Here is a 25278-nt window from a genome sequence, read left to right on the forward strand (position 1 = left end):
AAAAACATTAGTCGTACTTCTTTATATAAAATAAAGTTGTACGACTAATGCCGAGCTTAATAAAATTAACCTACTTGAGGTTGTGAGAGATATTTATCAATAATGTTACAGGTATTGTCAAAGATTTCATCTATTTCTCCGATACCATTAATACCATAGAATTTGCCTTGTTCAGCATAATAGCCGGCTACCGGCGCAGTTTTAGTATTATATTCCTGAACCCGCTTCCGCACTAATGCTTCATCCTGATCGTCGGGCCGGCCAGAAGTTTGACCTCTTAATAATAGTCGACGGGTTAATTCTTCCTCATTTACCTCTAAGGCAATCATGCAAGCAATAGCCGTGTTGTTTTCTGCCAATAAAGCATCCAAAGCCACCGCTTGAGGCACTGTGCGAGGAAAACCATCAAAAATAAAACCAGCAGCGGCTTTATTCTCTTTTAGTTTACTATCAATCATCCCAATAACAACTTCATCCGGAACCAGAATCCCCTGATCCATCAGCGTTTTAGCTCGCAAGCCTAATTCTGTTCCTTTGGCTATTTCAGAACGTAGAATATCGCCGGTTGAAAGATGGATAAGATTATATTTATCGATTAATTTTTGGCTTTGTGTGCCTTTGCCCGCACCCGGAGGACCAAACAATACAAGGTTTAGCATACGTATTTTTTGAAATAGGCCACAAAAATACAGATTATGCTTAATTTTCTACTATAGCTTTTAATAAATTTAATTCAACAGCCAGATTTATTTAAATATCTATAAATCTGTTACTTTATATAAATCGCGCAAATTTCGTCCTAAACCATTATAATCTAGCCCATATCCTACCACAAAATCATTGGGAATAGAGCGTCCGGTATATTTTACCTGGAGAGGGTGCTGCAAGGCATCTGGCTTTACCAATAATGCGGCAATTTCTACCGAAGCCGGATACATATCCGCTAATGTGTTCTGCAAACCATACAACGTCCGTCCGCTATCTACGATATCCTCCAAAATAATTACATGCCGTTGACTAATATCTTCTTTCAAACCTATTACCTCCGTTACATGCCCCGTACTGCCCATATCTTCATAAGAAGAAAGTTTAACAAAAGATATTTCACAATTTATACTAACCTCCTTCAACAAATCAGACGCAAACATGAAAGCCCCATTTAATACCGCAAGAAAGAGGGGCCTCTTGTGTTTGTAATCATGGCTTATGCGGGCTGCCAGAACTTCTACGGTTTGCAATATTTGTCTTTCAGAAATATATATTTGAAAAGTTTTGTCATGTATTTTTACGTGATGTTGACTCATTCTTTTAAATAATTTTAAGTTATTCGAAATAAAGTTACTTTTTTTACAATATAAAGCCTACTTTTAAAAAGAATGGCTCTTTTAAAAGCCAAAATAGAAAATAATCCTTGGAATATAATCAAACGGACCTCCTGTACTTGAAGGTCTGTTTTTTTATGTTCTTTAATAATTTTCTTTTTCATGAACACAAATAGACGATTACAAGAATTAGATGCTTTACGAGGAATTGCTGCGGTGGCTGTAGTTTTCTTTCATTTTACGATGAATAGAAACCAAGCTTTGCTTGGTTTTAATATTGGATGTATGGGAGTGGACTTATTCTTCATCATAAGTGGGTTCGTCATATTTATGTCTATCCAGAATAATAAAGATTACCTGCATTTTATCCGGGGACGGTTTATCAGGCTATTTCCTGCTTATTGGGTTGCTGTTACTTTTACTACCCTATTGATTATAATAAAAAATAGAACCTTCTATTTCGACATGCATCACGTTGAACGTGTTAATTTTCTTTCAAATAAGTACCTGTTTAATATGAGCATGTTGAACCATTTCTTTGAAATTGCTTATATAGATGGCCCCTTCTGGACATTAACTGTTGAATTAATATTTTATTTATTTATTGTTTTACTTATGGCAATAAATGGGATAAAACATTTTAATTCAATAGGATTAGTCATTTTATTCTTTTGCGCAATCCCTCCGCTTTTTAATAATAATTTAATTAAAGATATTTTTGATAGGCTTCCACTTTTAAGCTACTTCCCCTTATTTTTTGCCGGTATAATTTTTTATAAAATGAAATTCGATAAAATAACATTTAGTCGGGTTTTAATTATAGTTCTTACTTTAGTAGTGCAAATTTCTTTATTTCATTTCTCCTATAGAAATGCTAATTACCTAAAGCTTCACGAATACATTTTTACTTTAATCGGTATTTACCTTGTTTTTTTATTATTAATATTAGACAGATTAACATTTATCGTTAATCCATTAACTATTAATTTAGGCAGGCTGTCTTATAGTCTTTACCTTATACACCAGTATTTATCTATAACTGTCCTTATACCTTTATTTCAAAAATATACAAGTTTCTGGCCATCGGCAATGGCATCTTTCATAGTGGTATTATTATTAGCTGAACTTATAAACCGAACGATTGAACGGCCGGCTATGGTTGTGCTAAAAAATCGAGTGTTTAAAAGCAGAAGGTTTGAAACAGCTTAAGTAAGCTGCCAAGCTTTACCTAAAAGAATAACACTGTTAGGTAAAACTTGGAAGGCTATTTATAACTAAATATTAGGTATAATGATATAAACTGTTAAATACGTTAGGATTATTATTTTAAAGTATTTTTTATTGTAGGCATCTCCATTGATTTAGCTATAACAGTTTCTTTATTTTTATTTGCCATACCAGTTGGCGTTTGCACAGCTATATGCGGCGCAATAACTAACGAAACAATTGACATTAATTTAATTAATATATTCATGGATGGGCCAGAAGTATCTTTAAAAGGGTCACCAACAGTATCACCGGTTACAGAGGCTTTGTGAGCGTCAGAACCTTTGTATTCCATTTTCCCATTAATTTCCACCCCTTTTTCAAAAGACTTTTTAGCATTATCCCAGGCTCCACCGGCATTTGATTGAAACATAGCCATTAATACACCTGAAACGGTAACTCCTGCCAATAGGCCACCTAACACTTCCGGACCAAATACAAAGCCGATAATTACCGGAACAATCAAAGCAATAGCACCTGGCAACATCATCTCCCGAATAGCGGCCTTTGTGGAGATAGCTACACACTTATCATATTCAGGCTTTCCAGTACCTTCCATAATACCTGGAATTTCCCGGAACTGCCGCCGAACCTCTTCTACCATTGCCATGGCTGCCCGGCCAACTGCTGAAATAGCTAAAGCCGAAAAGATAAAAGGAATCATGCCTCCTATGAATAAACCAGCTAAAACCCTAGCATTACTAATATCGATTCGGGTAATGTTAGCGGTCCCCATAAAGGCCGCAAATAAAGCCAGTGAAGTTAAGGCCGCCGAAGCAATAGCAAACCCTTTTCCAGTAGCCGCAGTAGTATTACCGACGGCATCTAAAATATCGGTTCTTTCGCGCACCTCTTTTGGCAACTCACTCATCTCGGCAATCCCACCAGCATTATCGGCAATAGGGCCAAACGCATCTATAGCTAATTGCATGGCCGTAGTGGCCATCATACCGGCCGCTGCAATAGCTACGCCATATAAGCCTGCAAACTCATAAGAAAATACAATACCTGCCGCCAGAACAATAATTGGAAGAACTGTAGATTCCATGCCTACGGCTAAGCCTCCAATAACAGTGGTAGCATGACCGGTACTGCTCTGACGCACAATGCTTAAAACAGGTCTTTTGCCCATAGCCGTATAGTATTCAGTAATAATACTCATTAGCGTACCCACTATTAAGCCCACTATTACGGCATAAAACACTCCCATTTTGGTAAAATCAAAATTACGTAGCGTCAACGTTTCGGGAAGCATCCAGTTTATTAAGAAATAGGAGGCAATAGCGGTTAAAGCAACCGAAGCCCAGTTTCCTAAGTTTAATGCTGCCTGTACATTTCCACCTTCCTTCACTTTCACAAAAAGAGTACCTATCATAGAAAATATAATACCCAGTCCGGCAATAACCATTGGTAGTAATATGGGAGCTATTCCGCCAAAATTATCATCAGAGGTAATTTCGCGACCTAATACCATAGTTGCCAGAATTGTAGCCACATAAGATCCAAACAAATCGGCACCCATACCGGCCACATCACCCACATTATCCCCTACGTTATCAGCAATAGTGGCCGGATTACGAGGATCATCTTCCGGGATTCCGGCTTCTACCTTACCTACTAAATCAGCCCCTACGTCAGCAGCCTTGGTATAAATACCGCCTCCTACCCGGGCAAATAAAGCAATACTTTCGGCTCCCAAAGAAAATCCTGTTAGTACCTCCAGCGCAACTTCCATTTCTTCCGCATTATAGGTATCTCCTACAAAAATGGCTTTAAATACAATGAATAACCCGCCCAATCCTAAAACAGCTAAACCGGCTACGCCCATTCCCATTACGGAGCCTCCGGTAAAGGATACATCCAGGGCTTTAGATAAACTGGTACGGGCAGCCTGCGCGGTACGCACATTCGCTTTGGTGGCAATGCGCATACCAATAAAACCAGCCATAGCCGAGAAGAAGGCACCAATAACAAAAGAAGCTACAATTAAAGGATGAGAATTTTCGCCGGTATAACCCAGGTAAGCCAAGAACAAACCAGCGATAATGACAAAATAAGTAAGAACTTTATACTCTGCTTTTAAAAATGCCATAGCCCCTTCGGCAATGTACCTGGCAATCATCGACATCTTTTCATTACCAGCATCCTGCCTGCTTACCCAGGCAGATTTAATGGCCGTGTACAACAAAGCAAGGACTCCAAAGGCGGGAATTGCGTAAATAATGTTTTCCATTTAATCCTGTTTAAAGTTGACTGATATACCTATATTAATTTGTGTAACATACAAATAATATTATAATAAAATCAACTCTAAACCCTTGAAAAATAAACAGTTTACGCCAATACAATAAATCTATATTAGTAAAAATCAATATATAATTTAGGTTAAATATCTTTTTAACAACCTTTATAAAAATCTATTGCTTTTTTATTAGTAAATGAGATATTTATCTAAATAAAATTTAATTTATATAACGCCATTAAAATTAAATTTAACGGCCCTTAAATTAAGGCTAAATCGTAATATTTATAATTATTTTACGAAAACATGTTTAAATGCTAAAATCAGCCTTAGAATTAAGACAAATAATTTCGTTTCCTATAATTCCTCCATTAATAGCTTATATAACGCTACCATATTTACTATATCATTTTTGTGCACGATTTCATCCGGCGAATGCACATTATCTTCGGGAGCTCCTATAAAACACCAATCCCACGGAATGCTACTATGTTGCAGCTCCTTTGCATCGCTGCCACCGGCACTTTCTATTTCTATTTGAAAAGGAATATTCGCATTCTCTGCAATCTGAATTATCTTTTTCACAAAGCTGCGACGGGGAATAAGGCTATCTCGCAAGGAAACGGCTGGCCCTAATCCCGGATGAACACCCTCCGTAACCCAGGTGATATCAGAAATTAAAGCCTGATTGACTCCAAATTTCTCGTAAATATATTTTGCTAGATAAGCCACAGAACCACCGCCATGCTCTTCCCAGCAACTAAAAGCAATTATTCCATTTTCTAAGGACTCAGCTACTTGAAGGGCATTCCAAACACCTAACCGATTATCTAAATAACAGGACTGAACGTAATCATCTGTTTCACGAAAATTACACTTGAATACCAATTCCGTACCTCGTTCAATTTCGCGCTCAAAATCATAGAGTAGCTCATCATTTTCTTCATCAATTTCTAAGGTACATTCTATAGTGCCTTTGGAATCATGACCGACTAAAATATAACCAGATTCTGTCCTCGGCCCACCAATTCTAATCAGCTGCTTTCCATATCTTACCATAAAACCAATAGAATCCATGTGAGCAAAAATAGCCGTTCTGGGCTTTCCAAATACCAACAGGATACAATCCTGAAATTCCCTACCAACTATAATTTCTGGTTGAGTTTTCCAACTATTCTTATTCCCTTCAATGTATTGTAATAAAAAATGCTGCATTTTTATTTCATTACCAGAAGGAGCATGAATCTCACACAGTTGCTTTAGTAATTCCATTTGTATATATAAGCTTTTAATATTTTAGATTAAGTTCTTTAAAGAGTAATTATAATTGATTAGTGACAAGTAAAGCCGATAAGGGCAAACATGCACCATAGCACTGTTTTCCTAGTTCCTCATTCAATCAGTCTTTTGAACTTAAAAACTAATCTCTCATGTTCTTTAGACGCTCCATAATATATTATATTTGGGTCTTAATGAGGTTTTAATTTAGCACTAACTTAAATAATTCATTTTAAATTGTTTTAGTTGATTAGAAAAAACACAACCTTTGAATTGGCTAATTAGCATTATGAAAAAATATTTTCTAATCCTTTTTATAAATATACTACTGTTTACCTATGCTAAAGCTCAGGTTACGGATCCCCGGCAGCAGGCTTTTCAGGATTCTCTGACAAACTATATGTTGCCAGACTCACTTGAAATAGTTCCTCAGGCAATCAGTACGGATGGATGGTTATTAATGGACGAAAGCATTAAAAATGAGCTAACCGGGGCCGTAGCAAATTTATATAACTTTAAATTTGATCGGGCTGAAAAACAATTTCGGTCTCTGCGTCGGCGGTATCCGAAGCACCCCATGCCTTATTTTTTAATGGGGTTAAGCCAGTGGTGGAAAATTATGCCCTCTAACATTACCACTAAGCAATACGATAATTCCTTTCTAGCCTATATGGATACCACCATAACCTACGGAGAGCAGTTACTCGATAAAAATAAAAAGAATTATGAAGCTGCTTTTTTCCTAGCTGCTGCTAATGGCTTTGCGGCGCGTTTACATTCAGAGAGGAGTAACTGGCGGAAAGCTACGGTTTATAGTAGACGTTCCTTAGAAAATCTACAATTAGCTAAAGAAGCAAATGGTCTAAGCCCGGAATTTTTATTTGGGGAAGGGTTATATAATTATTATGCCATTTGGATAGCGGAACACTACCCGCTCTTACGACCAGTTATTTGGTTTTTCCCAAATGGGAACAAAAAGTTAGGACTGCAACAATTAAAGCGGGCTGCCAATTACGGGTTCTATACCGGCACTGAGGCTAAATTCTTTCTGATGCGAATTTTAGCAAATGATGAGAATAACGCGTTTGAGGCTTATAACCTGTCTCGTTACTTAGCCACCAACTATCCTGATAATCCCTATTTCCAACGCTCCTATGCACGCTTAGCTTTTACGGTAGGAAACTTAACTGAAACAGAACAAATATCTCTGAACATTTTGAATAAATTAAATCAAAAGCTTCCAGGGTATGAGCCAATTAGTGGAAGGTATGCGGCCTATTTTCTGGGCTATATTTATCAAAGTAAAAAAGACCTGACAAAAGCCAAAAATTACTATGGTCAATGTGTAGCATTTGCCAATCAAACTAATGAAAAGAAGTCGGGTTATGCAGTACATTCTTATTTAAACTTAGCGCGTATAAGTCACCAGGAAAAAAATATAAAACAAGCAAAAACTTATTATTCTATTGTAAAAGATTTAGTTAATGATAAAGCAGTAGAAAAGGAAGCGAAAGATTATTTAAAAAAGTATCGTAAGGGATAGCTACTTCCAGCAATTAATGAATATTTTATTTTTCATTCTACTAATTATTTAAAAACCGGAACTCACAAGTAGTAATGAAGTTAACCATTTAAAATGGAACTCAAAGACCTATTTTTAACACCTATTTACTTAATAATTCTTTATGGAGTAGCATATTGGCTTAGACCAAAGTGTACCGATAAGGTAACGAAAAAGTATTTTATACCTGCTTTAACAGTTAAATTTATAGGGGCCATTGCCTTAGGTGTAATCTACCAATTTTATTATGGTAAAGGTACTCCTACAGGAGACACCTTTAATTATTTCAATCATATTAAGGTTGTTTTTTCTGCGTTCTTGGATTCACCTGTTATCGGAGTAAAACTATTGCTTTCATCCGGAGAATTTGATAGCGTAACTGCTAAGTACGCTTCAAAAATGGAATGGTATCGCTCCTCAACAGAATTCTTTGTTATTAAAATTGGTTCTTTTTTTAGCTTAATCTCATTCAATACTTATACTGTTATCGCTCTTTTCTTTGCTCTACTAAGCTTCTCTGGTATTTGGGCAATGTTTATGACTTTTTATAAACTTTACCCAACAATCCACAAGAACTTAGCATATGCTAACTTTTTCTTACCTTCTGTTTTTTTTTGGGGCTCCGGCTTAATGAAAGATTCCATTACAATTGGAGCGCTGGGATGGCTTTTCTTTGGCTTTTATCAAGGGCTAATCCAAAAGAAGAATATAATCTCTTCTTTAATTATTATTGCAATATCTTTTTATATCATATACTCTGTAAAAGTATATGTTATTTTATCATTTCTTCCGCCTGCGTTATTTTGGGTATTTAATGAGAATAGTGCAAAAATTAAAAATTCCTTTTTAAGAGCTGTTGCAAAGCCAATCTTCCTGACAGTTGGTGGTGCTGTTGCAACTATAGGAGCCTTAAACCTGACCGAAGGTGATGAAAGATATGATGTTGATAAAATTGGTGAAAGAACAAAGATCAATAGTGAGTACTTAAGCGGTTATGAAAAGAATAATTCGGCTTATAATATTGGAGAGTTTGATGGCTCAATCAGCAGCATGCTTAAAGTTGCTCCTCAAGCTATAAATGTGGCCATATTTAGACCATATTTATGGGAAGTACGAAATCCGGTTATGCTATTATCTGCTATAGAGTCTTTCATCTTCATTTTTCTCACCTTGAAGCTGTTCATGAAGGCAGGGTTCTTCCAAACAATCAAGAGGATCATAGCCTTACCAATTGTAAACTTCTCTATTCTCTTTACAATCATTTTAGCGTTCGCGGTAGGCACTAATAGCGGAAATTTCGGAACTTTAGTACGGTATAAAATTCCATTTATGCCTTTCTACCTGTCGGCGCTCTATATCATGCAGACGAGCTATAAGAAGGCAAAGCCACCCGTCAAAGTTCTAAGAAGGAAATATTCTCATACTTAAGCCTCCCGGCACTTGATCAGGAAACTCTTCTTTCAACTCCTTTTTCTTTGATAAAAAAGGCTATCCAGAAGATCAAGTAATACACGTTGATGAACACAGGAATAAATGAATCAACTAAAACTGATAACAGAGCACTTACTCCCCCCAGTAAAAGATAATAATTAACTTTGAAGGAAGCCTCCTTGCGGGTAGGTAAATTCAACAGCCCCTTGCTGTCCATGTATGTGAGGGTCCGATAAAACACATAACAGAGAAGAACAGAGGGTACAATAAGCAACAAGTGTTCATTTGAGAGGAAAATGAATACTGGAGCAAGGAACCGGGTAAAAGCTAGGTTTATGAAAGTAAAAGTTTTTAACTCTTTCTGTTTGATAACATTATGCAGATAAAAGAATACCACAATTACAGCATAGAAAATCCACCACTCATAATTTCCCCATACCTTTAAATAGTCAGTTATTACAAAAAATACCGCCACCCGGAACAGAACCCAAACCATTAATTGAAAATTAGTTGGGTTGAAATTCTTAATCCTTAGTCTTGGGTCCGTTTCGTTTCTGACGCTATAGACATCATTGCCTAAATATCCAATTTCATAAATGGAGATAAAGGCAAGATAAGCAAGAAGGAAATTATGAACACTTAACCAGAATTCATTTCCAGAGAAATAGAACAGCAATACAAAGGCTAACAACCACTCATAGTATAAATGGAATACAATATCTGTAACGGCCTGTAAACGGCTGCGAAAGAAGTAAGTGAATGGAAATAAAAACTTCAGAATATTCATTAAGATGATAATTTTATAAACTCTGCATCCACTCCCTGCCAGAATTTTAGTGCTCTGTCATTATATACTACCACATACCGTTGGCAAGCTGCTTCTACTAAACTTCGATCTGAAAAATTGTCTGTGGCAACGGCAAATGGAGCATCATGATGAGACAGCATTTGCCGTAGCTCCACCAACTTTTGTCCTGTCATCTCACGCCTTAGATTACCAGTAAACCTATTATGTGCATCATACTCCAATTCTGAACAGCGACAATCAACCTGAAGCTTGGAAGCAATTGCTGCTACAACCGGATCAATGCTAGCAGAAAGCAATACTATCGTTTTACCGGCTCCTTTTAAACGATCAAGCATCTGGTGCGTCTCTTCTATCATTTTAGTAGCCAGAAACTGTTTTTCAAAAGATTGTCCAAAAAGATGTAACTCACTTTTAGATAATCCTTTCAGCAGCCCTAAACATAACTTTTTAGGCCAATCTACCTTGGTCATTTTCTGCAAGAAGTAGAGCGCCACAAAAAATGGTGACTTTTTTTGGGTATAGAGATGGAATAAACGCTCCTTACCTACCCATCCTTTTTCCTTTAGTACAAATTTGATATAATCAAAAGTAGTATTGGAGTAAAAAAGAGTATCACAGATATCAAACACATACAGCTCAGGCTCCGGAATACTCTTTAAATAAGATGCCTCTCTCATTTTAGTACTTTTTTGTAGAGCTGGTAGTACTTCTCAATAGCATTGTCTAGTTGGTAATACTCAGTTGCATTTTGACGGATAGTAGCTGGATCCTTCTTGAGCAGCTCCGGAATATAATCCACTATCCTTTGATAACTTTCTTCATCAAACTCATCTATAGCAATTCCAGAATCTGTGAATTCAACAATCTCTTTTACATCACCTACTTTAGAGTTACAGATAACAGGTATTCCTAAAGCTAATATTTCACCAAGTTTAGTAGGTGAACTGGCTATTTTAGAATAACTCTGCTTAATAAAAAACAAGTTGATATCAGAAGCTGCCGCAAATACCGGTACTTCATTGCGCTTAGCAAATTTTATAACAAATTCGTCTTCACCTAACCCATACTTCCGGGCTTGTTCATACACCATTTCAGGAGGTTCAGGGGTGATAAACAAGAATTTGACGTTAGGGTATTTCTTTTTGATCAAAGCATATGCTTGTAGCATTTCATCAAGCATATACCAGGTTCCAATAGAACCTAAATAGCTTATAACCAAAGTATCTTTTGAAAACCCGAACAATTTTCGGGCAGCTGCTTTCCGTTCGGCATCTACCAAAGAAAACAATTGAAAGTCAGCACTGCACGGAATCACTCCAATAGGTGCCTGCTGATAAGATTCCCATTGCTGAATTTCATGTTTCCCCGCTTCTGTAAGGCTCACAATCATGTCAGCATTGGCTATATAGCCTCCCTCCTTCTTCTTATAGTACTTATAAGCAAAGTTAAAAAATGGATTCTTGCGGTCCCACATGCCTCCATCTACCCTTTCATCAACCCAGAAGCCACGCATGTCAAAAAAGTACTTAACTCCAAAACGCTTCTTCAACTTCTCTCCAATGGCGGCACTAATGTAACTACGGCAATGAGTCATGGCAAAGTTCTTCTTCCTGTGAAGTTCCACCGCCTTTTGCTCCATCATATAAATATCATAGTATTTGGCAAGAATTGGGGGCTTGGTACTAAATGGAATGGGTTGCCAATCAATATTATGTTCTTTGCAAATAGCTTCTATGATGGCCCTGTTTTTTTCAAACCGTTCCTTTTTTTCACAAGAAATAAGGGTGAATTTATAGCCTTTCCCACTTAAGCCAACAATGTATGGCAATACCTGTGACTGACCCAGAGGATCAGTCATACCATCATAGGACAAGTATAGGATATTCTTATTTTCGTAGTCCACTTTCAATAATTTATTGCAGAATACAATTCCTGCTTAAAACAACTAACTTTTTATGTTTCCTACTTTTAGAGAAAATACTTTATCTCTTTTGTAGCTAATATTTACTAACCTATCACTTTCTAAAGTCCTCTAGCCACTTGTGTAACATAATCAATAGCCACAACCGATTGTATAGGTAATCTTTACCATCAAAAAATTCTTTTTTCAGTTTATGAACCAGGCTATACTGCACCACTCCATGATGGCCAATTACCTTTTCGTTAAGATAATCTTCAATAAGATAACGCAAATCTGTTTTCAGCCAATTTCCTAATGGAATAGCAAAACCCCATTTTGGTCTGTCAAATAATTCACGTGGCACAAAATCATAAAGAACTTCTTTTAAAAGATGTTTACTAACACCATTGTGCCTCTTTAGCTCAGGTGCTACGTTCAAGGCAAAGGAAACAATACGATAATCTAGTAAAGGCACACGTGTTTCCAAAGAGTGCTTCATACTAGCCCTATCTACTTTTACCAGCAAATCTTCCTGTAGATACTGCTTCATGTCAAAAAAAGCTTGCTTTTCAACTGGGGTAAGATTTCGGGAAGCTATTTCCCAATCCTCTTGAATAGTGGGCTCTTCAAAAAATTCAGGAGTGAGTAAAGCAGCAATCTCAGACTCAGAGAACATATATTGTTCCTGAGAGAAGATGTGGCTTTTCAATTTGCTGGCACTTGGGTATTGAAATAAATAGGCAGCTCTTTGTGAGCGATTCCCCATTCTGGACAAGATACTTCCAATTGGCTTCCGGAATGCTTTCACCAATGGGTGTTGCATTCGTTCTGCCCAATTGTACATTCCGTATCCCAAAAAACACTCGTCTCCACCATCACCTGAGAGTGTCATCGTTACCTCACGACGCGCCATTTGGGACACCAACAAGGTTGGGATTGCAGAAGAATCTGCATAAGGTTCATCATAAATAGCAGGGATTTGCCCCGCCAGTTCCATTGCTTCCTTATGAGTGGCTGTTAACTCATGGTGCTGGGTGCCCAAATGTTGTGCAACTTCGCGGGCAAATTTTGCCTCATTGAATTTTGCTTCTTCAAAAGCAATAGAAAAAGTCTTTACCGGCTTTGGTGAGTTTGCTTGCGCGGCTGCGGTTACTAAACTTGAATCTATGCCTCCGCTCAGGAACGTTCCAAAAGGAACATCACTTATCATCCTGTATTTCACAGAGCTAAGAACCAGAGCTTTCAACTCCTTCTTAGCTTCTGCAAAATCAGTTATCACCTCAGGCTTCACCTGGTCTTCTAACTGCCAATAGGGTTTTAAACTAAAATTATTTTTCGTAACAAGAGCATATGAACCGGAATCCATCTTTTGGATTTCGTTATAAATACTGTTAGGACGGGGAATATAGCCTACGTATAAAAATTGACTAATAGCTTGCTTGTTAAGTGTAAGTTTCCCCTGTAAGAAAGCCATCTTAGTCAAAGACTTCAGTTCAGAAGCAAAGGCAAAATCATTCCCTTTTTGATAGAAGTAAATGGGTTTGATTCCCATCCGGTCACGGTAAATGTGTAGCTCATGTTCTCTTAAGTCATAAATGGCAATGGCAAACATACCATTTAACTCATGCACAAAGTCAGGACCCCATTCGACAAAAGCTTCTAATATAACCTCCGTATCGGAAGTTGTTTTCATAGGTACCTCTAACTTCTTTGCTACCTCTTGGAAATTATACACCTCCCCATTATAAACCATTACGTACCTACCATTGGCGGAGTAGAAGGGCTGATTTGCGGCTTCAGAAAGATCTAGGATACTTAGCCTTCTATGACCCAAGCCACAGATACCATCAAAAAAATATCCTGCGGAATCAGGGCCGCGGTGAGCAATACAATCCGTCATGGATTGAAGATCTTTTTCCGTTAGTCTTTTATCATATGAAACAAAACCTGAAAAACCACACATATATTAGTTTAATAAATAATTCTTCTTGTATGGTAAGCAATTAGACAGCACTTACCATTTAAACATACACTTGAAAAGTTTTTATAGATATTCCTAAAGAAACTATTCTTCACAATAATATATTATTTTTAATACCACCACAAAAGTAATTTAAACAAACATGAACTGCTGTTAATGACATTCATAATCTAGCAAGCCAAAAGGATGCAGTAATCTTAATTTTAGGAAGCCTAGCTTACTAAAGATAACAGCCAAAATATAGACCAAATTAGAAAGATACCAACGTTATCCTTATTGTTTATTCTTTAAACAGTGGGAAATTCTTTACAACTATCACTTCATACAGATACATTACACATCGAGAAAACGGCATAGACAATATCATCATATTGTCTGATAAGTATTTAAGGGGATAGGATTATAATTATCTGAATACTGTGATAATAAAAACGTTCTTACTAATGTAACTCAAGCCATAATCACCAAAACAGACCAATCCATTTAGATTTAACCAGAAGTATAATACTGATTTCATAAATTTTAGTTGCTTTGTTATTTATATAAGCTTCAAGTTTAAACTTGAAAAACGATAATTCAATTAATCGATTTAATTGTTGATTGAAAGAATATTTTCATCAAAAAGCTTGATTAACTGGAAAATCTTAAAATTTTTTAATTTCGTACTAGTTTTAATGATTTACGATTTATATATATAACTAAGCTAAATATAAGAATTGCTTCTAAAAAATTTAATATAAAGCGTTCAGAAGGATGTATAATTTTGTAAAGAAATACATAATTTAATATTATCAATCCTATACTAATTATAATCATCCAGGATCCACTAAATATTGGGAAAGAGTTATATTTTAATTTCTTATCTATAATAAAAACAATTGAATTTTGAATTAATTTAGATAAGACAAAAGCAATAATAATACCCCAAATATTAAAGTAGGGTACTAATATATAACTAAAACAAATACTTGCCGCTAAAGCAGCAATATTAGCTATTGGAAGAAACTTGGTTTTCTTTTCAAATGAAATTGAAAAAGTATAAATATTATAATAGGCTCTTCCTAAAGTTCCAATGCATAACCCCGGAACATAATAAGCTGCAAGCGAAAAATCACCCTTGGTTACAAATTTTATTGTTGGTTCAATTACCATTATCAAACCCCACAAAGCTAAAATATTTATTACTATTAACATTTTAAAATAGGGTTTCAAAGCATCTTTACTTTCTCCTTTTGAAAGCGATTCATACATTACAGGAGTAACAGAATTCCAGTAAGATTGTAAAAGTATACCAATGGGACTAATAACGACCGAGGCAAAGGTGTAAATACCTAAGGTTTTTAAATCAAATAATTGATTTAATATGATTTTATCAACTGAATCACTTAGCTGAGTAATCAACAAAACTAAAAAAAATGGAAAGCCATAAGAAAAAATCTGCTTTATTATGGTCTTGTCAAAAGAAAAACCCACCTTCCAAAATATGACCATCTGAATTGCTAGAGATCCTATAATCGTCCCCAAGGCTTTACCCGCTACACTTCCCAGAGCCCCAAGTTCTAAATACACAATTCCGACAAGTCCCCCAATTATATTAAAAATAAAAGGTACCAGTACAATAAACATTACGTTTTTCAGCTCTCCTCTAATTCTATAGTACTGAAATAATACCTGATTAAGGGAAAGGAATATCACATTACTAAAAATATACCAACCATATTGGTTAAAGTGGAGCCTGTTATTAAACAACCAACCAAAAATGGGTTCAGCTGCAAAAAATAAAAAGATAAAGCATATAAGGGAAACCAAAACGATGGATGATAAGGTAACACTTAGTAATTTATTTGCCCCTCCATCTACTTTAATATAGTCATAATAGTAGATCATAAAAGAATGGTTCAGACCAAATAAAATAAAAATGTATAGAAAGCTTTCCACCATGGTAGCCAAAGATACTATCCCATAATCAGCCGGGCTTAAGAAGCGAGTATATATTGGTAATAATATAAATGAGGAAATTAAGGGAATAAAACCTAAAATAGTATAAACCCCCGTTGCCTTTAAAGTTTTTATGTCGAACATTAAATTCCCATATTAAACCAATTACACTAAAAATAATAAACTATCTTTAGGTACACTACTTAGCTAATAACAGCAAAGTATTAATTTAACTACTAGCAGAAACATGCAGGAAAAAATTTCTTGAAATGTATATAAAAATTATATTATACACTTCACATTTCATGCACCCTTCCCATTAACTGCATTTTATTTATTTTAGAGCTTTATAAAATAATATATTTTATAAAGCCCTAAATGTTCCACAGAAAAAAAATATTGTCTACTCATACTTCTAAAGTAACTTAACCCAGGGAGGTTTAAGATTTATAATAAATCTTAAAAAGCTGATTTAAATAAGATTCTGCGGAATAAGTTTTAGCTCTTGTTAATGCATTTTCGGAAAGACGATTTAAAATTAATTTTCCTTCCTGAATGTTAACCAGATTATTTATAAGGTCATCTAAATCATCATATTTATAATATAAGGCACTATCACCTGCAGTTTCCCGGAGCATTGGTAGATCATTTAATAAAGCAGGCAATCCTGTTTGCATAGCTTCTAATAAAGAAATGGGCATACCTTCGTGGTGGGAGGTCATCAAAAACAAATCATATTGAGCTAATAATTCAGATGACATAGCTTGCCCCCCTTTTAACACTACTTTAGATCCTGTTTGATTTATTAAGTTTTCAAGTTCTATCCGTAAAATGCCCTCCCCATAAATATCTATGGAGATTGGTTTATCAACTAAACTATGTAAGGCCTGAATTGCAATTTTATGATTTTTTACAGGATTTAAGTTTCCAACCATTATTACTTTAAGACAACTTTCCTGTTTAAATTTGTACTTAGGACAAAAAGCAGGAGAAGCAAAATTCACTAATGTTTTATAATTATTATTTATTCCTACTGCTTTTCTAATGTTATTTTGTACTGCATCTGAAACAAAAATTGAAAAGTACTTAGGTTTATAAGTAAGTTTATCAAATATTAATTCCTTTTTGGCATAATCAACTAAACTCGGATCATAAAATACACTGTGGTATGTTGAAACTAACCTTGTTTTTTTGGGTAGAGCAATTCTACTAATTAACGTAGAATGTAATAAATGACTATGCACAACATCTACCTGAAGGTTCTTAAGCAACCTTCTGAGTTTAAAATAAACTGTTATAATATTATACTTATTTAATCCTAAGTTATAGTATTTTACAAAAGGCGCTACTTTGGGTAGTAAAGTTCCTCCTCTATATAAGGTTACCAAATATTGCTCGCAATTAGGATATTTTTTTTTAATAGTCTCTATAGTATTTACCAATAGCGTTTCGGCACCTCCTCTTTCAACTGAATCTATTATATGTAATAGGCGGTATTTAATCATCTTTTTTACTGAAAGCCTTGCTCAACTTATTAATCATTATATCTTTAGAAAATCTTGCTTGAATATCTCTTTGTGCATTAGTGGTTAATAGCGGAATAAGCTCTGGATATTGTATTAACTTTTTAACTCCCTGATAAATACCCCCTGCATCCTTGTAGTTAACAACAATAGCATTTTCCCCATCTTTTATATATTCATTTGCAACTCCTGATAACGTACAAACCATAGGTACAGAAGCAGCCATAGCTTCTATGTAAACCTGACCATAAGCTTCTATTTCATGGTCAATAGGCACATGAACAAAAACAGTAAACGTTTTTAACAAGGCAAAAACATCATTTTCATATTTTATTTCACAGTAAGATTTATCCGGCAATTCTGACAACAAATCTTTGATAACATTATACCGAACACCTCCAGCATTTGCTAAAACTAAAAAAGCATTTGGGAAATCCCGGAGTAAGTTTTTAAATCCTTCTACAATATATTCGACTCCTTTCCATTCGTCAAAACGAGAGATGGCTCCAATTACAGGAACACCATCAGGAATCCCATACTTTCTCCTTATACTTTCAATTCGGGAAAGACTAATATTCTGAAATTTAGTAAAATCAAAACCGTGATGAATCTTGATTATTTTGGTAGCAGGAACATGTTCTATATATTGCAGCACAGACTCTACAACATCAGAAATAGCTATTATATGAGTAGATATTTTATTGAAAAGTTTATTTACATTAACCTTATGAGATTCGAACCGGTAATGCTGTGTAGTAGTATGTCGAGTATATATCCGTTTACGAACCCCAGCCATTTTACCTGCTAATAAGCCTACCAGGTTTGCATCAACGTAATGGGTGTTTATCACATCAGCTTTAAACTTTCTAAGTTCCCGGTAAACTTTAAGAATAACTTTTAGAGTTTCTGCCTTACTTCGACCTTCATACTGTACTTTTTTATACTGCACTCCTTCTAATTTACTCATGTAATCTTCAAACGCAGAAGGTTGTCCATTATCAATATTAAGGACTAATACTTGAAAACCCAGCTCCCGAAGCCCTGTAGCAATCCATTCAAAGGCAATGGTTCTACCTTTTAAACAACTTGTAATTACGGCTACCCGAGATGTTGTAATATTATTCATGTAAATGAGGTTTTAAAATATCCCGAAATCCCCGATATAAATTGATTATATATAAAGTATCAACAATTCTAAAATAAAGTAAATCAAAATACTTTGTATTTGGGATCATTTTTAATATACCTAGTAAAAGGTTTTCTAATTCTTCTAGTAGAGGCAGTATAAAACTTTTGAAAGGAGAATATGGCCAATCAATATTATTACCAATACTAACTTGCCATTGAAGAGAAGTTTTTTTGCCAATATATTGCCTATATAACCAACTTTTAATTTCTGTTTTATCCTCTTCGTTATGATAGACGGTACAGAAAGGATTGATGAAGACTCTTGCATTAAATTGTTTTAATTTATTTAATAAATCTTCATCTTCGCCAGCAAAGATACAACTCTGATCATACCCTCCTGTTTGCTTAAATAACTGTTTTTTGATTGCCAAAAACCCACTCCCTAATCCTCCAGGGTTCTCAAACAATTCTGTTTCTTTCCAATGAGCACTCCATGTATCTTTAGTTGCTGTAACGCCTTTAGCAATTAAATACCTACCAAATTGTGTTTTCTTTATCTTGTTATATAGCTCAGGTGGATACTGGTTTGGAAAATTAAAACAATCATTTGGAAACGTTCCCAATGATTTTAATACCTCCTTTAAACATGATGCATTTATAATAAAATCATCATCCATGAAAAGTAAATTGGGAGCAGAGGCCAGTTTTTCTCCAAAGTTACGGGCTGAAGCAGGCCCTTGTAATGGGTTATTAACCAATATAGTTTTTACAAACTTTTCTGAAAAAACCGGTGTATTTATTTTAGAATCATTAACAACAATTATTTCAGCATCTAAATCCTCAATAGCCTTATTGGCTGCTAAAAGAGTCTTGTGTAAAATTTTTTCCCGGTTATAAGTAGGTATTATGATAGATAATATAGGCATAAACAATTTTATAAACGCAAGTGGTTTATAAGGACCCCTTCAGAGCCACTGTTTTAATTAGAGATAACCTTAGTTTTATTTTATCTAAAAGGTTTGGTTGTATCCGGGGTAATTCTGCTTTAATCTGAGATACCTCAAAAGCCCGTGCGGCTAATTGCGTTAAATTTAAAAGTTCATTCTTTTCGAGAAAATCCTTTATAAGGTGGTTATACGCAATCTTTAAATCTTCCGGCCAATAATGAAAAATAAAATCTTCTGCAGGCTTAATTTCAGTTATTTGTTGAAGGTTATACCCAATTGCCAGTTGTTCTATATTAAAAATGTTTGAGACACGCAGAAAAGCATCAATAAGGTTAATTGTATCAGAAATACTATCTCGGTTTTTATAATCTATCCCTAATACCCCTGCATTCCACATAACAGTGGAATAAGGAATCTTTAATTCCTTATTGCTTATTTTAAAAGTATTTTCTCTTACAAGTTTTCTAATTTTTAACCAGTTTACTCCTTCAAAATCTCCTCCCTCCTCCAGTGTAAATTCACATGTGTGCATTATACTAGTATTCTCACTTATTTGCAGCACTAAACTTTCTGGCGATTTTAGAAAAAAAGTATCGCCATCAACATATAGTATATTAGATTTAAATTGTTTAAAACAATCCTGGATTAAAAAATGACGAATTCGGTGAAAATATTTATGCGGACCCGCGAATTCTACTAAAGTTTGTGGCTGCACCTGAATAATGGTCACTAAATTACTTGGGAAATACTTTTCTAGCTTAGAAACATTATCAGTATAAATTACAGGATGAATTTTAGAAAAATCTCCTTCTAAATGATACAGAAGAGTTAATATAGAAAAAACAACCTGGTTAAAGGCCTCTGGGATTTTAAAGGCCTGGTACATTACAATTGTTTTATTATTAATTTCTTTTTGCATTGTATACCTGAGTAAAAGATAAATTTAGCGTTGCCTTAATAACTTTAATAAGTATGCAGGAATAATGCTATTGCGTAGTTGTAGCTTTTTTAGAAGCTTCCTATCTTCTGGCAAAATAGAATCTGGATTAACAGCTTTAAAAGCCATTTTAGCCTTTTTCTTCTCTAACATAGCATAATACTGCTCCCCTCTCATCAATAAATAATAATCCAAAACTTTTTCTATAGTTTCCCCATTTACAGCCGGGGGCAAGTTAAACTCAAAATCCTTATTGATTTTACCTAATTGCTCCAATACGTTCATTTTATTATGCAGCCCATACTGCTTGGCTAAAGAATAATAAATAGAAACAGCTTCTGGAGTAAAAGATTCAGAAGCAGCAACCGTTTTAGATGAATTGTGTAGGCGGAACATTACCAATACTTCCGAAATTTGCTTTATATCTTTAATCCCAAAAGTTAACAAAAATTTCAACCACCACTCCACATCCATACAGTAGCTGAGTTTCTCATTTAAGAGACCTATTTGAGCATGGACTTGTGTGCTGAAAAACATAGCAGGTTGGGATATATAGCTATAGCCAGCCGTTTTCTCCTGCGACACAAACTTTGGCATTTGAGAAACATAATTTTTATCTCCTCCAAAAAATTGTATTTCACCAATAACACATTTTAGGGAGGTATTTTGTGCAAATTCTTTTCCTATTGTTAATAATGCATTTGGATTATAAAAATCATCACTATTTAACCAATTCACTACCTCCCCTGAGCATTTTCTTAAACCTTTGTTTATAGCATGGCTTTGCCCATTGTCTTTCTCACTTTCCCAATATGTAATCCAGCGGTCATACTTTTTTATAACTTCTGTGGTATCATCTTTACTTCCTCCATCCATTATTATATATTCTAGGTTAGGATACCCCTGTAATAAAATGGAACGAATAGTTTCCTCAATAAAATGCCCCTGATTATAAGAAGGAGTAATAATTGAAATTTTTGGCCAGCTTCTTATATTTTGATATTCCACAGCAAAAGGCGGTGTTTCTTCAGTCCAGGGCCAACCTCTTTTACCTATAGGTGGGAGGGGTAATTCACTCAAATGCGGGCACCTCATTTTATTGATTATATTTAGATTAACTTTGTTGTGAAACTTGAAACAATTCTGGATTTTATACTACATTGTATTTTTATAATTTGAATGAGCTCCATTCACAATAGATTTTATCAAATCAATTACATTACTAATACACTTCATAAAACTGAGAGAACAAAGATTTTTAAAATTATCCTTTCTTACGAACTCTATATTTTGGCACTCACAAAAAAGGCAAAACATTTTTTTACACTATGTGTTTTAAATACTATTAATTAGTTATTCACTTCATAAAAAGCAACATTAGTATTCTTATTTTTTAACATATACCACTTTAGTATCCCTATAAAAAGTCCTCCTAATTGTTATATAAATCATGACGTTATAACATTACTTAATAAAATTTTTGAATTTTGGTGTTTGATTGAAAAGCCTTTCTAAAATTTTAAGTCCTATCCACCTGTTTATCGGCAATTTATCCATCATTAATAAACATCTTAAAAACTTAGATTCTATATTCGCTGCTTCTAATAACTGCAGTGATTCCTTGTCATTCCAACGATAACTGTCTCGGGCAATTTTGAGTATTTGTATTAATGCAATTTGGCTATGAGCTATATGCTTCAGATAAATTTTAATTGAGGTTGGGTTCCAATTTTTTATTGTTACCACCAGACTATCCCGGCGCATTCTATATTTTACCGAAATATAATCCGAATATACAAATTTATAATCTTTGGCTAATCTTAGCCACATATCATAATCTTCAAAAGCTAAACTTTCATCAAATAGACCAACTTTATTAAGATGTTCCATTTTTATTAATGGAGCCATTGCTGGCAGGAAATTACCTTCTAATAAAATTTGATAGATATCGCCATTAGGCAACTCTTGAAGATGCCTATACATCTGGATATAAAGACCGTATCTGGGGCTACTATCCTCTTTTATAAGATAAGCATCCGAATAAACAGCACATACATCTGCCACTGACTTTTCTAAAATCTCAACCTGAAACTTTATTTTATCAGGTAACATAATATCATCGGTTGCTATTAGATTATAATACTTGCCATGTGCATTTTTTAAAGTGCTGTTACAAGTTTTACATACTCCATAGTTTTTCTCGTGAATAACGAGTTTATGTGGTTTATCATAATCCTGTAGCCATTCATTAATTAATTCCACACTATTATCTGTAGAGCAATCATCCACAATAACTAATTCTAAGTTAGAGTAGGTTTGGGCTTTTATACTTTCGAGGGTTTCAATAAGGTATTTAGCATTATTGTAATTAATAGCCCCAATAGTAACAAGTGGCAGATTATCCATGAAAATAATTTTTTATTACATTAGCAACCTGCTCAGTTTCAGCAAAAGACATACCAGGCCACAAGGGCAAGCTTAAACAAGTGTTGGCAATTTCTTCTGCCACCGGGAATGAACCCAATTTGTGTCCTAAATGTACATAAGCATTTTGTAAATGTGGTGGTATAGGATAATGAATCAAAGAACCAATGTTATACTCTCTCAAGTATTGTTGTAAAGCATCACGTCTTTTAGTACGAATAATGTAAAGATGGTAAACATGAGTGGCTCCAACTGCAACTTCAGGTAAAATTAGATCGCCAACATCACGTAACATTAAATTATACCAGCCTGCAATCTTCTGCCGTTCGGTTGTCCATTCATGAAGGTATTGAAGTTTTATACTTAAAAAAGCAGCTTGACATTCATCTAAGCGCATATTGTAACCTATTTCATCGTTCTGATACTTTTTTTCAGAACCATAATTTCGCAGTATCTTTACTTTATTAGCCAAATAAGCATCGTTGGTTGTAATTGCACCAGCATCGCCAAATGCTCCCAAATTTTTACCAGGGTAAAAGCTTGTACCATTTATAGTACCAAAACTTCCTGTGAGCTTACCTGTATAAGTCGCACCTTGGGCTTGAGCATTATCTTCCACCACCCAAATATTTCTTTTATTCGCAATGGTCATAATTTCCTGCATTTCACAGGCCTGACCATAAAGATGGACTGGCATGATTGCTTTAGTTTTGGAAGTAATAGAAGCTTCTAACAAATTTGGATCAATATTGTAAGTTCCTTTTTTCGGTTCTACAAAAACTGGAGTAGCTCCGACATAAGAAACTGCCAAAGCTGTTGCTATAAATGTATTAGATGGTACTATTACCTCATCCCCTGGGCCTATACTTAAAACTTTTAAAGCTAAATGTAAAGCATCTAATCCATTGCTAACTCCAACACAATGACTGGTATGATTAAATTCAGCATAATCTTTTTCAAATTTTATTAATCTTTCTCCTAAAACATACCAACCTTCATCAAAAAAATTTTCGAAAGCAGCGATTATTTGAGGTTTAATTTTCTGGTTGACTTCTTTAAATGATAAAAAGGGAATATGCATAATTTATGAAATATCTTCTGATGAAGTTAATTTTAGGAATCTATAAGATTAAAATGTATTTTTCCTTAAGTATTTATTTTATTACCTTCTGTATCTACCCATCCCACTACTTTTGCTGGATTACCTCTGACTAATGCATAAGGCGGAACATCTTTTGTTACTACACTACCAGCACCAATAATTGCGAATTCTCCAATAGTAACTCCCCCTAATATTGTAGCATTCGCTCCTAATGAACACCCTTCTTTAAGAATAGTTTTTTGAAAGGAACTAGGATATTTTTTTGATCTAGGATATTTATCATTAGTAAAGGTTGCATTAGGTCCAATAAAAACATTATTTTCTACCTCTATACCATTCCATAAATAAACACCAGACTTTATAGTAACATTATCTCCAAGAACCACCTCATTCTCCAGAAAAGTATGGCAGTTTATATTACAATTTTTACCTATTACTGCACCTTGTAATATTACTGCAAATTGCCAAACAATACTTCCTTCACCAATTTGGTCTGTTTGTACCTCAGCTCGTGGATGAATCTTCATAACATTTCTTTATAAGACTTAAATTCGTCATATTCTTTTATATAGTCGTTAATATCATATAATTCAGAGGCCAATACTAAACAAATAGCTCCAGAAGAAAAATTAGAAATATCACGCCACATACCAGGTAAAACATGGAGTCCTAAATATGGTCGATTAAGCTGAACTGTTTTTTTATTTTTACCATCATCTAAAGTCACGTCAAAACTTCCACTAGCAGCTATAATGAGTTGTTCTAAATTTTTGTGTCCATGTGCTCCTCTTGATTCGCCTCCGGGTATATCGTATAAGTAATAAATTCGTTTTATTTCAAACGGTATATCAATATTATTTTGAAGTGGTGTGATATTACCAGCCCTGTTATGAATTTTTGAAAAGTGAATAACCTGACAATCAAAAATAGAAAACTGTTTACTGTTCATTAGCTAGCTTTTTAAATAAATCAAATTCACGAATATATTGATCAGCATCAAATAAAGAATCTGTTGCAATAAAGGCTAAGGAATTAGTTGAAAAATTTTCCATATGACGCCAAACCCTTTGGGGAACATACAAGCCATAGTAAGAACGGTTTAATGAGAAGACTTTTTTTTCATTCCCATCCTGTAAAACAACATCAAAACTACCAGACAAGGCAATAATTACTTCTTGTAAATCCTTATAAGCATGCCCTCCCCTTTGTTCCCCTCCGGGCACATCATAAATCCAATAAACACGTTTTATATTGAAAGGGATCTGATCACAATTTTGAAAAAATGATAGATTACCCCTATCATCTAAAAACTTAGGAAGTTCAATGATTCTAACGTTTTCTAATCCCATGAATGAAATATTTAAAAATAAATAATTTTATAACTTAGAATATTTTATTATTAAGTATGAAGCTAAAGCTGTTCATAATCGTTTAATTTTAATAATGATAAAGAGTTATTTTGTATTAAGAAACATTCATAAAGATTAAAA

Annotated in this window: 22 protein-coding genes; 3 read left to right on the plus strand and 19 right to left on the minus strand. The window is 34.6% G+C overall.

Annotation, left to right across the window (positions count from 1 at the left end):
• Positions 1-65: 65 nt before the first annotated feature.
• Positions 66-659, minus strand: coding sequence for an adenylate kinase (locus ADHAQ_RS0110700; protein WP_026462929.1), 594 nt, complete (start codon positions 657-659; stop codon positions 66-68).
• Positions 660-758: 99 nt separating this feature from the next.
• Positions 759-1304, minus strand: coding sequence for a phosphoribosyltransferase (locus ADHAQ_RS0110705; RefSeq protein WP_026462930.1), 546 nt, complete (start codon positions 1302-1304; stop codon positions 759-761).
• Between the two features lie 180 nt (positions 1305-1484).
• Between ADHAQ_RS0110705 and ADHAQ_RS0110715 the strand changes: the two genes are divergently transcribed.
• Entirely contained in the window at positions 1485-2531 is a 1047-nt protein-coding gene (locus ADHAQ_RS0110715; protein ID WP_071781107.1) for an acyltransferase family protein, read from the plus strand.
• Positions 2532-2643: 112 nt separating this feature from the next.
• Here ADHAQ_RS0110715 and ADHAQ_RS25285 read toward each other — a convergent pair whose 3' ends face one another.
• Both ADHAQ_RS25285 and ADHAQ_RS0110725 read right to left on the minus strand, forming a co-directional pair.
• On the minus strand, positions 2644-4821 hold the full coding sequence (locus tag ADHAQ_RS25285; RefSeq protein WP_071781108.1) for a sodium-translocating pyrophosphatase: 2178 nt from the start codon (positions 4819-4821) through the stop codon (positions 2644-2646).
• Between the two features lie 366 nt (positions 4822-5187).
• Positions 5188-6102: a M20/M25/M40 family metallo-hydrolase gene (locus ADHAQ_RS0110725; RefSeq protein WP_026462932.1), complete on the minus strand. Its 915-nt coding sequence runs from the start codon at positions 6100-6102 to the stop codon at positions 5188-5190.
• A gap of 295 nt (positions 6103-6397) precedes the next feature.
• Between ADHAQ_RS0110725 and ADHAQ_RS0110730 the strand changes: the two genes are divergently transcribed.
• Entirely contained in the window at positions 6398-7651 is a 1254-nt protein-coding gene (locus ADHAQ_RS0110730; protein ID WP_026462933.1) for a tetratricopeptide repeat protein, read from the plus strand.
• A 93-nt stretch (positions 7652-7744) separates the two neighbouring features.
• A complete protein-coding gene (locus ADHAQ_RS0110735; RefSeq protein ID WP_026462934.1) occupies positions 7745-9097 on the plus strand; it encodes a hypothetical protein in 1353 nt (450 codons plus the stop codon).
• 16 nt (positions 9098-9113) lie between these two features.
• On the opposite strand, the gene ADHAQ_RS0110740 is transcribed toward ADHAQ_RS0110735, so the two are convergent.
• The 15 genes from ADHAQ_RS0110740 to ADHAQ_RS0110810 form a co-directional block, all read right to left on the minus strand.
• Positions 9114-9887, minus strand: coding sequence for a hypothetical protein (locus ADHAQ_RS0110740; protein ID WP_026462935.1), 774 nt, complete (start codon positions 9885-9887; stop codon positions 9114-9116).
• Positions 9887-10585 (minus strand): HAD-IB family phosphatase, encoded by a 699-nt coding sequence (locus ADHAQ_RS0110745; RefSeq protein WP_026462936.1) that lies wholly within the window; start codon positions 10583-10585, stop codon positions 9887-9889. The genes ADHAQ_RS0110740 and ADHAQ_RS0110745 overlap by 1 nt, the downstream gene beginning before the upstream one ends.
• A complete protein-coding gene (locus tag ADHAQ_RS0110750; protein ID WP_051359847.1) occupies positions 10582-11766 on the minus strand; it encodes a glycosyltransferase in 1185 nt (394 codons plus the stop codon). Before ADHAQ_RS0110750 ends, ADHAQ_RS0110745 begins: the two co-directional genes overlap by 4 nt.
• Before the next feature lie 157 nt (positions 11767-11923).
• The gene (gene asnB, locus ADHAQ_RS0110755; RefSeq protein WP_026462938.1) at positions 11924-13771 is read right to left on the minus strand and encodes an asparagine synthase (glutamine-hydrolyzing); all 1848 of its coding nucleotides are present in this window, start codon (positions 13769-13771) and stop codon (positions 11924-11926) included.
• A 672-nt stretch (positions 13772-14443) separates the two neighbouring features.
• Positions 14444-15871 (minus strand): lipopolysaccharide biosynthesis protein, encoded by a 1428-nt coding sequence (locus ADHAQ_RS0110760; RefSeq protein WP_026462939.1) that lies wholly within the window; start codon positions 15869-15871, stop codon positions 14444-14446.
• A 296-nt stretch (positions 15872-16167) separates the two neighbouring features.
• A complete protein-coding gene (locus tag ADHAQ_RS0110765) occupies positions 16168-17232 on the minus strand; it encodes a glycosyltransferase (RefSeq protein ID WP_026462940.1) in 1065 nt (354 codons plus the stop codon).
• Positions 17225-18376, minus strand: coding sequence for a glycosyltransferase family 4 protein (locus ADHAQ_RS25290; RefSeq protein ID WP_051359848.1), 1152 nt, complete (start codon positions 18374-18376; stop codon positions 17225-17227). The genes ADHAQ_RS0110765 and ADHAQ_RS25290 overlap by 8 nt, the downstream gene beginning before the upstream one ends.
• Positions 18369-19304, minus strand: coding sequence for a glycosyltransferase family 2 protein (locus ADHAQ_RS0110775; RefSeq protein ID WP_026462941.1), 936 nt, complete (start codon positions 19302-19304; stop codon positions 18369-18371). Before ADHAQ_RS0110775 ends, ADHAQ_RS25290 begins: the two co-directional genes overlap by 8 nt.
• 25 nt (positions 19305-19329) lie before the next feature.
• On the minus strand, positions 19330-20244 hold the full coding sequence (locus ADHAQ_RS0110780; RefSeq protein ID WP_026462942.1) for a hypothetical protein: 915 nt from the start codon (positions 20242-20244) through the stop codon (positions 19330-19332).
• Positions 20245-20268: 24 nt separating this feature from the next.
• A complete protein-coding gene (locus tag ADHAQ_RS25295; RefSeq protein WP_051359849.1) occupies positions 20269-21342 on the minus strand; it encodes a glycosyltransferase family 2 protein in 1074 nt (357 codons plus the stop codon).
• Positions 21343-21726: 384 nt separating this feature from the next.
• Positions 21727-22668: a glycosyltransferase family 2 protein gene (locus tag ADHAQ_RS0110790; protein ID WP_026462943.1), complete on the minus strand. Its 942-nt coding sequence runs from the start codon at positions 22666-22668 to the stop codon at positions 21727-21729.
• The gene (locus ADHAQ_RS0110795) at positions 22661-23767 is read right to left on the minus strand and encodes a DegT/DnrJ/EryC1/StrS family aminotransferase (protein ID WP_034256744.1); all 1107 of its coding nucleotides are present in this window, start codon (positions 23765-23767) and stop codon (positions 22661-22663) included. Before ADHAQ_RS0110795 ends, ADHAQ_RS0110790 begins: the two co-directional genes overlap by 8 nt.
• A 65-nt stretch (positions 23768-23832) precedes the next feature.
• Positions 23833-24315: an acyltransferase gene (locus ADHAQ_RS28860; protein WP_026462945.1), complete on the minus strand. Its 483-nt coding sequence runs from the start codon at positions 24313-24315 to the stop codon at positions 23833-23835.
• Entirely contained in the window at positions 24312-24737 is a 426-nt protein-coding gene (locus ADHAQ_RS0110805; RefSeq protein ID WP_026462946.1) for a sugar 3,4-ketoisomerase, read from the minus strand. The genes ADHAQ_RS28860 and ADHAQ_RS0110805 overlap by 4 nt, the downstream gene beginning before the upstream one ends.
• Positions 24727-25137 carry a sugar 3,4-ketoisomerase gene (locus ADHAQ_RS0110810; RefSeq protein ID WP_026462947.1) on the minus strand — a complete coding sequence of 137 codons (411 nt, stop codon included), beginning with the start codon at positions 25135-25137 and terminating at the stop codon, positions 24727-24729. The genes ADHAQ_RS0110805 and ADHAQ_RS0110810 overlap by 11 nt, the downstream gene beginning before the upstream one ends.
• Positions 25138-25278: the final 141 nt, after the last annotated feature.

Source organism: Adhaeribacter aquaticus DSM 16391, from assembly GCF_000473365.1.
Classification (GTDB): domain Bacteria; phylum Bacteroidota; class Bacteroidia; order Cytophagales; family Hymenobacteraceae; genus Adhaeribacter; species Adhaeribacter aquaticus.